Origin of the sequence: Mycobacterium pseudoshottsii JCM 15466 (assembly GCF_003584745.1) — a bacterium.
Taxonomy (GTDB): domain Bacteria; phylum Actinomycetota; class Actinomycetes; order Mycobacteriales; family Mycobacteriaceae; genus Mycobacterium; species Mycobacterium marinum.
The window spans coordinates 1,354,700-1,366,933 of record NZ_AP018410.1; the positions used below are offsets into that span (position 1 = coordinate 1,354,700).

Sequence of the window (12,234 nt, forward strand, 5' to 3'; positions counted from 1 at the left end):
GTGCCTTCGGCGTGTCGTCGCGTCAACGCGCACGGTTGCGGGCAGAAAGGGAAGCGCACGTTAGGCGCGAGAACGTCAACTGTGAGAGGTTTGTCCGCATGGGTCGACTATTCGGCACCGACGGAGTGCGCGGGGTCGCGAATCGCGAATTGACCGCCGAGTTGGCCCTGGCCCTTGGCGCCGCTACCGCGCAGCACCTGGCCAGTTCGACCGGACCGGGCAGGCGAGTAGCCGTGGTTGGCCGCGATCCGCGAGCCAGTGGCGAAATGCTCGAGGCCGCCGTCATCGCGGGCTTGACCAGTCAAGGTGTCGACGCCCTGCGCGTCGGGGTGCTTCCCACTCCCGCCGTGGCCTACCTGACCGGTGCCTATGACGCCGATTTCGGGGTGATGATCTCGGCGTCGCACAACCCGATGCCCGACAACGGCATCAAGATCTTCGGTCCGGGCGGACACAAACTCGACGACGCTACCGAGGACCGGATCGAAAGTCTGGTTGCGGCCGGACCCGGGTTGCGACCGGTTGGCTCGGAGATCGGCCGCGTGATCGACGCCGAGGACGCCGCCGACCGCTATCTGCGGCATGTGAGCAAGGCCTGCACCACGCGACTCGATGGGTTGACCGTCGTGGTCGATTGCGCCCACGGCGCCGCCTCGGAAGTGGGGCCGCGCGCCTATCGGGCCGCCGGAGCCCGGGTCATCGAGATCAACGCCGACCCCAACGGGTTGAACATCAACGACGACTGCGGATCGACCCACCTGGAGGCGATTCGCGCGGCGGTGCTTGCCCACGGCGCCGACCTGGGTGTGGCCCACGACGGAGATGCCGACCGCTGCCTGGCCGTCGACGCCAACGGTGACCTCGTTGACGGGGACGCCATCATGGTGGTCCTTGCTTTGGCGATGCAGGAGGCGGGCGAATTGGCCTCCGACACGTTGGTGACCACGGTGATGAGCAACCTCGGTCTGCACCTGGCCATGCGCGAGGCCGGCGTGAACATGCGCACCACCGGCGTCGGGGACCGCTATGTGCTCGAGGAATTGCGCGCCGGGGACTACAGCCTCGGTGGTGAGCAGTCCGGCCACATCGTGATGCCGGGACTCGGTTCGACCGGTGACGGCATCGTCACCGGATTGCGTTTGATGACGCGCATGGTGGCGACCGGCGCCTCGCTGGCCGCTCTGGCATCGCGGATGCAAACGTTGCCGCAGGTGCTGATCAACGTCCAGGTCACCGACAAGGCGGCCGCGGCTGCGGCACCTTCGGTTCAGGCGGCGGTAGACCGGGCCGAAACCGAGCTGGGTGACACCGGCCGCATCTTGCTTCGGCCCTCTGGAACCGAGCCGCTGATCCGGGTGATGGTCGAGGCGGCCGACGAGGAAGCCGCGCATCGGTTGGCCACCAGCGTCGCCGACGCGGTCAGTGCCGCGGGCTAGCCACCAGGCGTCTGAATTTCGTTGCTCGCTGCCGTCACCGCCATCGAGGTGACCAATCCCGGCTCAGCGGGAACCTCGACGCCCCGGCCGGCGTCGGACTATCCATGAGACCCGAACTCGCTAGAAACTCACGCATCGATGTTGCGGCGGTGCAGGTAGTGGCCGAGCGACTGTGCGCCGCGGCGGAGCTGATCGATAACGCCATCGCCGACCATTGGGCAAGGCTCACTTTTGATGGGGCCGCGGCAGGCCGGGACTACCCTTCGCACGGTGATGCACTGCGCGCCGGATTGGAGCGCTTGGGTGCGCAGCTATCCCAATGGTCCAGCGCCACAGTCGATATAGCGGTCGCCATGCGCGCCGCCGCGAACCACTACGTTGATGCCGATCGTGGCGCCGCGGCACGGATCGCCTGATCGTGACCAACGGGCTAGCGGTGGCACAGCGCCTCGACGAAGGGCGGCCCGCCGTGGACCACACGCGGCGGCACCTACGCGCCTGCCAACAGCTCGGCTACCAAGATCCCTTTCTGGCCAAGGGCTTTGATCCGATCGGCGACCGCTACGACAGCGAAGACGGCCTCGATCTCTACCTACTCGACGGTGACTGCGCGCGACTGCGCGCCGCCGGCGCCACGATCGCTGAGGCGCTTGGGATGCAGCGCGGCCAGGTCGGCGCGCTGGCGATGGCCTGGACGGGGCCTGGAGCCGACGCCGCGGTCAACTTTCTGCAACGCCATGTTGAGGCGGGGCAGCGCATTGTTGCCGAAGTTCGGGCGGCGGCTTTGGGCTGCGAATCGTTGCGCGAGGACCTATGGCGTCTGGTCGACATGAAGGTGGAAAGCGTGATCGCCATCGACGATCGCACACTGGCGCGGCGGCCGGCGTGGTTGGCCGCCTGCGCTGAGGTCGGTGCCGGAGCAGCGCCCGGCAGTGCGGCCGCCGAGCTGGTTCGCCATCAGATAAATCCCTATCTGGACAACGATATTCGTGACGACTGGCTGGGCGCGATGCGCGCAGCGACGGCCGGCATCGGCGCGGCCTACACGACGTTGGCCGATCGACTGACCTCGTCGGTGCCGGTGTCTTTCGACCACCCAGACGACCTCGGATCCGGACGCCAATCGCCGCCGGTCCCATCGGCGCTGGCGGCGATCGCACCTGCGGCCGCCACCTCCGCGCCTGCGCCGGATCCGGAACCGGCCTTCGCCGCGTCGCCGGCGGTGCCGGCTGGCATCGCGCCGGCGCCGGGAGCTGGCCTCGAACTACCCACAGATGCCGGCGATTTCGGAGCGCTCGGTGATTTCGGCGGCCCCGGCGGCTTGGGTGCCGCCGGAACCGGCGGGCTCGGTGGGCTAGCGGGGCTTGCCGGGCGCATTGTCGACGCGCTGGCAGAACTACTCGGTACGGCGGCGGTACCGATCGCCGATCCGCTCGGGTCGGTGGACCCGGCGGATGGGGGAGATCGGTCCGGTGCGGACGCGGTCGACGACGTCGGCGATGAGAACCCTAGCGAGCCGCGAAAGCCCGACGCGGCAACCGAAACCGGCGCGAGTGACGAGAAGTCCGATGACGGCGAGGCGCCGGAAGCCGCCGACGGTTCACCGCCGGGGGCGCCGGCGGGCGATGGCGCCGAGCGGTCCGCGATGCCGATTGGCGAACAAGCCAGGACACCGGTGCCCGAGGAGGCCGCCACGCCGGTCGCCCAGCCGCCGCGAGTTCCCGAGGCGCCGCCGCACGACGGTTCGGCGCCGGCCGGCGAGGCATCGAGTCCCTGCGAGATAGCCGCAGACGAGCTGCCCAAGGCCGGGCCGTAACAACTCGAGACAGCTCGCAGACCAACTCAGGCGCGACGCAGCCCCAGCAGCTGCTCGACGTGGCGCACGTATTCGCGGCGATCGGTGCTCAACGGGCTCACCAGCATGGTCGTCACACCCGCTTCGGCAAAGGCGGCCAGCCGTTCGGCGACGAACCCGCGTGGGCCGATCAGCGAGATTCCCCGCGCCAGCTCGTCCGGCACCGCGGCTATGGCCTCGTGCTTGCGCCCAGCCAGGTACAGCTCCTGGATTCGGTCTGCGACATCGCCGTACCCGTAACGAGTGGCCAGGTTGTGGTAAAAATTGCGGCCCTTGGCGCCCATGCCGCCCAGATACAGGGCAAGTTGAGGCTTCACCCGGGCCAGCCGCTGCTCGACGTCGTCCCCGATCGCCAACGAGGCGTGCACCGTGACATCCAACGGGCCCAGCGCGGGATCGCGTTTCGCGGTGCCCGACGCCAGCGCCTCGCTCCAGGCCGACGCGGCCTTCTCCGGATAAAAAAAGACCGGCTGCCAGCCCTCGGCGATCTCGGCGGTCAGCTCGACGTTGCGGGGGCCCAGCGCCGCAATGGATATCGGAATGCGTTCCCGTAGTGGGTGATTGATGAGTTTGAGGGCCTTGCCAAAACCCGTGCCGCGATTCGCGGGCAACGGGATCTGGTAGTGGGCGCCCGCATAACGCAGCGTCTCCCGCCGCCAGACGTGCCGGCAGACTTCCACCACCTCGCGGGTGCGGCCGATGGGCGCATCGAATTCGACGCCGTGGAATCCCTCGATCACCTGCGGTCCGGACGTACCGATTCCGAGATTGAACCGGCCGCCCGACACATAATCGAGGCCCGCAGCCGTCATCGCCAACAGCGAGGGTGTGCGGATATAGATGGGCAGCACCCCGGAGGCCAGCTGAACGCGGGTTGTTTTGGCCGCCAGATAGCCGAGTTGGATGACGGCGTCGAAGGCATATGCCTCTGCCACCACGGCGACGTCGATTCCGGATTTCTCGAGTTCCACGACGCGGTCGAGGCCCTCATGGAAGCCGCCCGAGTAGTCCAGGGCGATACCGATTCGCATCATGGGCCGCGCTCGTCACTTCAGTAGCGCGACAAGCTTCTCTTCGGGCGTAACCGGCGGGGCGTGCGGATCCACCGGGTCGGTCTTGGGCAGGTGCACGTCCGGATCGGCGAAGTCGCGATAGGTCTTGTCGCCACCGAGGGTGTGCAGCAGGTAGCCGGTCACCAGCGCCCTGACCGAACGCTGGGTTTTGCGGTCGGAGCCGGCCAGCCCCACCACCTTGGTCAATCGCCGACCCTCGATCAGACCGCCCGGATTGGCCTTGCTGACAACGCGCAGCGTGGCGGCGTCCCAGGCGTGCGACAGCTCGAGTGCGTTGGAATTGAGCGTCTTGGGATCCTCGGGTGCGCTCAGGATCAAACCCTTCGCCTTCAGGCCCGCGGCCGGCTGCTGCGCCGGGGGCGCGGTGACGGTCGGGAAGATCGCGACCACCCCGGCGGGCTTGGCCGGCATGCCGGCCGCCGCGAAGACCGCGGCCGAGCCGCCGAAACCGTGGCCCACCAGCCCGAGCTTGGCGGGGTGCACGCTGATATCGCCGGGCCCAAGGCGCACTCCGGCCACGATGTCGAGGGCAACGCCCATGTCGAAGGCCAGGTTGAGCACCGACGGCGCCACGCCGCGTTGGGTGTCGGGCGCACCGGCAACGATGCCCCAGGACGCCAGGTGCTCGAGCAGCCCCGAATAGCGGGCTACCCCGGTGAGCCAGTCATGCCCGAAGGCGACCGCCGGCAGGTTCATACCGGCTTCAGGGGTGTACACCACCCCGGGCAGTCCGGCAAAGGCCAGGTCACCGCGCAAAACGCGGTGTGGGCCTCGGCGGCTGAGGGCGGCAACGAGGTTGCGGATGCGGGCCACCCGTCGACGTTAGCGGTGGCGCGGGGGATGGGTCCAGTTCGTCCACGTTGTGCCGTCCCAATAGCGCTGTCCGGCCCCATGAGGATCGGGGTACCAGCCCGCCGGCATCGATACCGGCGTCGATACCGGCGCCGATGCGGGCCGCGAGGCAGGCACGGGCGCCGCCGGTGCCTGGCCACCCGAATTGACCGCGTTGCGCAGCTGGCGCATCGCGTTGGCATTGGAAATCAAGGCGATCCAGTTGAACAGCAGCAGCGACAGCAGGCTCCACCAACCGGCGAGCAGGTTGTAGGTCTGGGCCGAACGGTAGGCCACCTCACACTCCGGCAGCGTCCCGTAGACCGAATAACTGCGCTGCTGCCAGAAGATCAGGGCGCCGGTGTGCTTGATCAGCTTGAGGTAGTACCGATCCGCCTGGACAGGGGGTTGGTAAGGGTGGGACAAATCGGGCCTTTCGCGCCGTAGGGCCATTTCGACCATACCGCCGGATTCATCCGGGGGCTCGCGAGCCGCCCCGGTCAGTCGCTGGTCAGCTAGCGGTCAGCGTTATGCGGACGTCCGGATGGGGGTGGCTGCACTACCCTGGTCTGCTATGTGCGGAATTGTCGGCTACGTAGGCCAGCGTCCTGCCTGCGAAGTCGTCCTGGATGCGCTGCGCCGGATGGAGTACCGAGGCTACGACTCCTCGGGGATCGCATTGGTCGACGGCAGCGGCAAGCTCACGGTGCGTCGCCGCGCCGGCCGGCTCGCCAATCTCGAGACGGCGGTGGCCGAAATGCCGGCGGAGTCGCTGACCGGTACCACCGGCCTGGGGCATACCCGGTGGGCCACCCACGGGCGCCCCACCGACCGTAATGCCCACCCCCATCGTGATGCCGCCGGGAAAATCGCGGTCGTCCACAACGGCATCATCGAGAACTTCGCCGTCCTGCGCCAGGAGCTGGAGGCCGCCGGCGTGGAGTTCGCCAGCGACACCGACACCGAAGTTGCGGTGCACCTGGTAGCGCAGGCGTTTCACCACGGCGAGACGGCCGGCGACTTCCCGGCCTCGGTGTTGTCGGTGCTGCGGCGGTTGGAGGGCCACTTCACCTTGGTTTTCGCCAACGCCGATGACCCCGGCACCATCGTGGCGGCCCGCCGCTCCACGCCACTTGTGCTCGGCATAGGTGACGGCGAGATGTTCGTCGGCTCCGACGTCGCCGCGTTCATCACGCACACCCGGCACGCCGTTGAGCTGGGGCAGGACCAGGCGGTGGTGATCACCGCCGATGGCTACCGGATCAGCGACTTCGATGGCAACGACGACCTGCTTGCCGGTACCGACTACCGGGAGTTTCACATCGATTGGGACCTCGCGGCCGCCGAAAAGGGCGGCTACGAGTACTTCATGCTCAAAGAGATCGCCGAGCAGCCGACCGCGGTCGCCGAGACTCTGCTCGGCCACTTCGTGGGCAACCGCATCGTCCTCGACGAACAGCGGCTATCGGACCAGGAGCTGCGGGAGATCGACAAGGTCTTCGTGGTCGCCTGCGGCACCGCCTATCACTCGGGTCTGCTCGCCAAGTACGCGATCGAGCATTGGACCCGCCTTCCTGTGGAGGTGGAGCTCGCCAGCGAGTTCCGCTACCGCGACCCGGTGCTGGACCGCAGCACCCTGGTGGTGGCCATCTCTCAGTCCGGTGAAACCGCGGACACCCTCGAGGCCGTCCGCCACGCCAAGGAGCAGAAGGCCAAGGTGTTGGCGATCTGCAACACCAACGGCTCGCAGATCCCGCGCGAATGCGACGCGGTGCTCTACACCCGCGCCGGCCCGGAGATCGGGGTGGCCTCCACCAAGACCTTCCTGGCCCAGGTGGCCGCCAACTATCTGCTGGGCTTGGCGCTGGCCCAGGCGCGCGGCACCAAATATCCCGACGAGGTCGAGCGGGAGTACCGCGAGCTGGAAGCGATGCCCGATCTGGTGGCCCGGGTCATTTCGGCGATCAAGCCGGTGGCCCACCTGGCTTACCGGTTCGCGCAGTCCTCGACCGTGTTGTTCCTGGGGCGCCACGTCGGCTACCCGGTGGCCCTGGAGGGCGCGCTCAAGCTCAAAGAACTGGCGTACATGCACGCCGAGGGCTTCGCCGCCGGTGAGCTCAAGCATGGTCCGATCGCGCTGGTCGAAGACGAGCTGCCGGTCATCGTCATCATGCCCTCTCCCAAAGGCTCGGCCACACTGCACGCCAAGTTGTTGTCGAACATTCGTGAGATCCAGACCCGCGGCGCGGTCACCATCGTGATCGCCGAAGAGGGCGACGACACCGTGCGTCCTTTCGCTGATCACCTGATCGAGATTCCGGCGGTGTCGACCCTGTTGCAGCCGCTGTTGTCGACGATCCCACTGCAGGTGTTCGCCGCGGCCGTCGCACAGGCACGCGGGTACGACGTCGACAAGCCGCGAAATCTAGCCAAGTCGGTCACGGTCGAATAGTCCGGAGCAGGCAATGAGGGGGACCCTTGTCGGCGGTTGAGCGCGGTAGGTCAGGACCTGGCCGATGAAGCTGGGATTTGTCGGACTGGTGCTTTTCGTCGTGGCCTATGTCGGCTCGACACTGCTGTACGGCAACGCCGGCAAGGGGCCGCACGACCTGACCCAAGGCCGTCCGACCGCCGATGGGACCACGGTCACCATCAGCCTGGAAGAGGTTCAGTCGAGCAACACCGTGCTGTCGGCCAATCTCGCCGTCACGCCGGGGCCGGGGCTGCTGGATCCGCGAACCGAGGGTCTGTCCGACGACCTCAGCGTCGTGGTCACCTCCTCGGTGACGCCGACCAAGCGCACCTGGTCCAAGGGCATGCTGCCCGGTGTCTTCCCCGTTCCGCTGGCCATCACCGGCAACGTGGCGGACTGGCCCTTCGATCACTACCGTTCCGGGCCGATCACGGTCGAGCTGTTCAGCGGTGCGGCGAAGGTGCCCCAGCGGGCGAAGGTGAGATTCGTCGACAGCCTCGCCGGCTGGCAGATCGACATTCCGACCGCAGGAGACGGCACCGGGGTTACGCCCTACCGGTTGGCGTTGCAGCGATCACCGAGCACCGCCGCGTTTGCCCTGCTCATCATCGGTGTCCTGGTCACGATCGCCGGGCTGGCTCTCTTTGTTGCGGTGCAGACCGCACGTGATCGACGACCATTCCAGCCGCCCATGACCACGTGGTACGCGGCGATGCTGTTTGCGGTGGTGCCGCTGCGCAATGCGCTGCCCAACGCGCCTCCCTTCGGGGCCTGGATCGATGTCCGGGTCGTGGTCTGGGCGATAGTCGTGTTGGTCATTTCGATGGCGATCTACATTTCCTGCTGGTGGCGGCACCTGAAACCCGCCTCCGACAAGCCGGCCTGAGACCACTGCCGATGTCGCATGGGCAACGGCGGGCGTGTAAGAGGCGTGTAAGAGTTGACGCCGTGGCGAGCGCATCGGTATCCGCACGAGTGCGAAGCATGGCGCTCGCGGTGTGGCATTTCGTCAGCAGCGCGCCCCTGACCTATACCTGGCTGGTCGTCTTGGCGATCACCACGATCATTCAAAACAGCCTGGCCGGACGCCAGCTGCACTCGGTGATCCTGCATCGGTCCACCAACATCAGCCACCTGGGGCGCGATCCGCTGGAAGTCCTGTTTTCCAGTCTGCTGTGGATCGACGGCCGGAATCTGGAACCGTATCTGGTGCTGTTCACGCTGTTCCTGGCGCCGGCCGAGCATTGGCTTGGCCACTTGCGCTGGCTGACGGTGGGATTGACTTCCCACATCGGCGCCACCTATATCAGCGAAGGCCTGCTCTACTACGCGATCCAGACGCGTGAGGCCGCCGAACGGCTGGTGTACTCGCGTGACATCGGGGTCAGCTACTTCTTGGTCGGGGTGATGGCGGTGCTCACCTATCACATCGTCAAACCGTGGCGATGGGGATACCTGGCGGTGTTGCTCGTCATCTTCGGCTTTCCGCTGCTCACAATGGACAAGACCGAGCTCGACTTCACCGCCATCGGCCATTTCACCGCGATACTGATCGGTTTGGCCTTCTATCCGATGGCCCGCGAACGCGGGAGCCCGACGTGGGGTCCCGCGAAAATCAGAGAAGTTCTGCGAAAACTCCGTTCCCGTGAGGCACCGGCCTGAGCCCGTCCCAAACATGCAATGCTGGCAGTGATGCGGCATTACTACTCTGTAGACGCGATCCGCGACGCCGAAGCGCCGCTGTTGGCCAGCTTGCCCGACGGGGTGCTGATGAGACGGGCGGCCTTTGGCCTGGCCACCGAAATCGGGCGTGAACTGACCCGCCGTAGCGGCGGAATTTTCGGTCGCCGGGTGTGCGCGGTGGTCGGATCGGGCGACAACGGTGGTGACGCGCTATGGGCGGCGACCTTCCTGCGCCGCCGCGGCGCCGCGGCGGACGCGGTACTGCTCAATCCGCAACACGCCCATCCCAAGGCGCTGGCGGCATTCACCAAGGCTGGTGGCCGCGTTGTACAAAACGTCTCGGCGGCAACCGATCTCGTTATCGATGGGGTGGTGGGCATCTCCGGCTCCGGGCCGCTGCGGCCCGCGGCGGCCGAGGTGTTCGCCGCGGTGGACGCCGCCGGCATCCCGGTGGTGGCCGTGGACATCCCCAGCGGCATCGACGTGGCGACCGGGGCGATTACCGGCCCCGCGGTGCGCGCCGCGCTGACGGTTACCTTCGGCGGACTCAAACCCGTCCACGCGCTGGCCGATTGCGGTCGTGTCGTGCTGATCGACATCGGACTGGACCTGTCCGACACCGAGGTGCTGGGGTTGCAGGCCGCCGACGTGGCCGCGCACTGGCCGGTGCCCGGCCCTCGCGATGACAAGTACACCCAGGGCGTGACCGGTGTGCTGGCGGGTTCTTCGACGTATCCGGGTGCGGCGGTGTTGTGTAGTGGCGCCGCGGTGGCAGCCACCTCGGGCATGGTCCGCTACGCCGGCAGCGCGGCGGGCGAGGTGCTCGCGCGCTGGCCGGAGGTCATCGCCTCGCCCACCCCCTCCACGACCGGGCGGGTACAGGCCTGGGTGGTAGGGCCGGGCCTGGGCACCGATGAACCCGGGGCGGCCGCACTATGGTTCGCGCTGGAAACCAATCTCCCGGTGATCGTGGATGCCGATGGGCTGACGATGCTGGCGGCGCATCCCGAATTGGTGGTCAATCGCAGCGCCCCGACGGTGCTGACGCCGCACGCCGGTGAATTCGCTCGGTTGGCGGGCTCGGGGCCGGGGGACGACCGGGTCGGCGCAACCCGAAAGCTGGCCGATGCGTTCGGCGCCACCGTGCTGCTCAAGGGCAATGTCACCGTCATCGCCGATCCCGGCGGCCGGGTGTACCTGAGTCCGGCCGGGCAGTCCTGGGCGGCCACCGCTGGATCGGGTGATGTGTTGTCCGGAATGATCGGGGCCCTGCTGGCGGCGGGGCTGGCACCGGCCGAGGCCGCCGCGGCCGCGGCGTTCGTCCACGCCCGTGCCGCCGAGCTATCGGCCCTCGATCCGGGGCCCGATGGCGCACCGACGTCCGCGTCGCGAATTCTCCACCACATCCGGGCCGCCCTGGCGGCTCTGTGAAGTCAGTAGCTCGACTCGGCAATGAAAGGATCCACCGTGTCCCGTAGCCACCCGTCGGTACCCGCACATTCGATCGCTCCGGCCTACACCGGCCGGCTGTTCACCGCTCCGGTACCGGCGTTGCGGCTGCCCGAGGAGTCGATGGATCCCGAAGCCGCCTACCGGTTCATCCACGACGAGCTGATGCTCGACGGTAGCTCGCGGCTGAACCTGGCCACCTTCGTCACCACCTGGATGGATCCCGAGGCCGGCAAGCTGATGGCCGAGACGTTCGACAAGAACATGATCGACAAAGACGAATACCCGGCGACCGCGGCGATCGAGACCCGCTGCGTGTCGATGGTCGCCGACCTCTTTCACGCCGAGGGACTGCGCGACGACGACCCGTCCAGCGCCACCGGGGTGTCTACCATCGGCTCCAGCGAGGCGGTGATGCTCGGCGGCCTGGCCATGAAGTGGCGGTGGCGGCAGAAGGTCGGCAAGGACTGGAAAGGCCGCACACCGAATCTGGTGATGGGCTCCAACGTCCAGGTGGTGTGGGAGAAGTTCTGTCGCTACTTCGACGTCGAGCCGCGCTACCTGCCGATGGAGAAGGGGCGCTACGTCATCACCCCCGAACAGGTCGTCGACGCCGTCGACGAGGACACCATCGGTGTGGTCGCGATCCTGGGCACCACCTACACCGGCGAGCTGGAACCGGTTGCCGAGATCTGCGCGGCGCTGGACAGATTGGCGGCCGGCGGCGGCGTTGATGTGCCCGTGCACGTGGACGCCGCCAGCGGGGGCTTCGTGGTGCCGTTCCTGCATCCAGACCTCAAGTGGGACTTCCGGCTGCTGCGGGTGGTCTCGATCAATGTCAGCGGTCACAAATACGGGCTGACCTATCCCGGCGTCGGATTCGTCGTGTGGCGCAGCCCCGAATACCTGCCGGAGGATCTGGTCTTCCGGGTCAACTACCTGGGCGGGGATATGCCCACATTCACACTCAACTTCTCCCGGCCCGGTAACCAAGTCGTCGGCCAGTACTACAACTTCCTGCGGCTGGGCCGGGAGGGCTACATCAACGTCATGCAGGCCCTGTCGGAGACCGCGCGCTGGCTCTCCGCGCAGCTGCGTGAGGTAGATCACTGCGAGCTGATAGCGGACGGTTCGGCGATCCCGGTGGTCGCCTTCCGGCTGGCCGGCGACCGCGGCTACACCGAGTTCGACCTCTCCCACGAGCTGCGAACCTTCGGGTGGCAGGTGCCCGCCTACACCATGCCGGACAACGCCACCGACGTATCGGTGCTGCGCATCGTGGTGCGCGAAGGTCTGTCCGCCGACATGGCACGCGCTCTGCACGATGATGCCGTCACCTCACTGCGCACGCTGGACAAGGTCAAGCCGGGCGGCAACTACGACGGACAGCACTTCGCGCACTAAGCGGGGAGGTTGGTCGCCGGCCCGGCCGCC

General features: G+C 67.4%; 11 protein-coding genes. 8 read left to right on the plus strand and 3 right to left on the minus strand.

Going from position 1 to position 12,234, the window contains the following annotated elements:
- Positions 1-98 precede the first annotated feature (98 nt).
- The 3 genes from glmM (at position 99) to MPSD_RS06200 (ending at position 3,252) form a co-directional block, all read left to right on the plus strand.
- Entirely contained in the window at positions 99-1,436 is a 1,338-nt protein-coding gene (glmM, locus tag MPSD_RS06190; RefSeq protein ID WP_015354723.1) for a phosphoglucosamine mutase, read from the plus strand.
- A gap of 104 nt (positions 1,437-1,540) precedes the next feature.
- Positions 1,541-1,852: a type VII secretion target gene (locus tag MPSD_RS06195; protein WP_011739126.1), complete on the plus strand. Its 312-nt coding sequence runs from the start codon at positions 1,541-1,543 to the stop codon at positions 1,850-1,852.
- A 2-nt stretch (positions 1,853-1,854) separates the two neighbouring features.
- Complete coding sequence (locus MPSD_RS06200; RefSeq protein WP_020788517.1) at positions 1,855-3,252, plus strand: hypothetical protein; 1,398 nt, start codon at positions 1,855-1,857, stop codon at positions 3,250-3,252.
- A 26-nt stretch (positions 3,253-3,278) separates the two neighbouring features.
- Here MPSD_RS06200 and MPSD_RS06205 read toward each other — a convergent pair whose 3' ends face one another.
- The 3 genes from MPSD_RS06205 to MPSD_RS06215 are packed head-to-tail and all read right to left on the minus strand — an operon-like array spanning position 3,279 to position 5,657.
- Positions 3,279-4,322, minus strand: a complete 1,044-nt coding sequence (locus MPSD_RS06205) for an LLM class F420-dependent oxidoreductase (RefSeq protein WP_036427502.1) — start codon at positions 4,320-4,322, stop codon at positions 3,279-3,281.
- A gap of 15 nt (positions 4,323-4,337) precedes the next feature.
- Positions 4,338-5,177, minus strand: coding sequence for a dienelactone hydrolase family protein (locus MPSD_RS06210; RefSeq protein ID WP_012392999.1), 840 nt, complete (start codon positions 5,175-5,177; stop codon positions 4,338-4,340).
- A gap of 9 nt (positions 5,178-5,186) precedes the next feature.
- Positions 5,187-5,657: a DUF2510 domain-containing protein gene (locus MPSD_RS06215; protein ID WP_020788515.1), complete on the minus strand. Its 471-nt coding sequence runs from the start codon at positions 5,655-5,657 to the stop codon at positions 5,187-5,189.
- Between the two features lie 112 nt (positions 5,658-5,769).
- On the opposite strand from MPSD_RS06215, the gene glmS reads away from it, so the two are divergent.
- From glmS to gad, 5 genes are all read left to right on the plus strand, one after another.
- Positions 5,770-7,647, plus strand: coding sequence for a glutamine--fructose-6-phosphate transaminase (isomerizing) (glmS, locus tag MPSD_RS06220; protein WP_036426881.1), 1,878 nt, complete (start codon positions 5,770-5,772; stop codon positions 7,645-7,647).
- A gap of 64 nt (positions 7,648-7,711) precedes the next feature.
- Positions 7,712-8,554, plus strand: a complete 843-nt coding sequence (locus tag MPSD_RS06225) for a DUF4436 domain-containing protein (protein WP_086084782.1) — start codon at positions 7,712-7,714, stop codon at positions 8,552-8,554.
- Positions 8,555-8,616: 62 nt separating this feature from the next.
- Positions 8,617-9,330, plus strand: coding sequence for a rhomboid-like protein (locus MPSD_RS06230; protein ID WP_012393003.1), 714 nt, complete (start codon positions 8,617-8,619; stop codon positions 9,328-9,330).
- Positions 9,331-9,360: 30 nt separating this feature from the next.
- Positions 9,361-10,782, plus strand: a complete 1,422-nt coding sequence (locus MPSD_RS06235; protein ID WP_086084788.1) for an NAD(P)H-hydrate dehydratase — start codon at positions 9,361-9,363, stop codon at positions 10,780-10,782.
- Between the two features lie 36 nt (positions 10,783-10,818).
- On the plus strand, positions 10,819-12,204 hold the full coding sequence (gad, locus tag MPSD_RS06240) for a glutamate decarboxylase (protein WP_086084789.1): 1,386 nt from the start codon (positions 10,819-10,821) through the stop codon (positions 12,202-12,204).
- Positions 12,205-12,234: the final 30 nt, after the last annotated feature.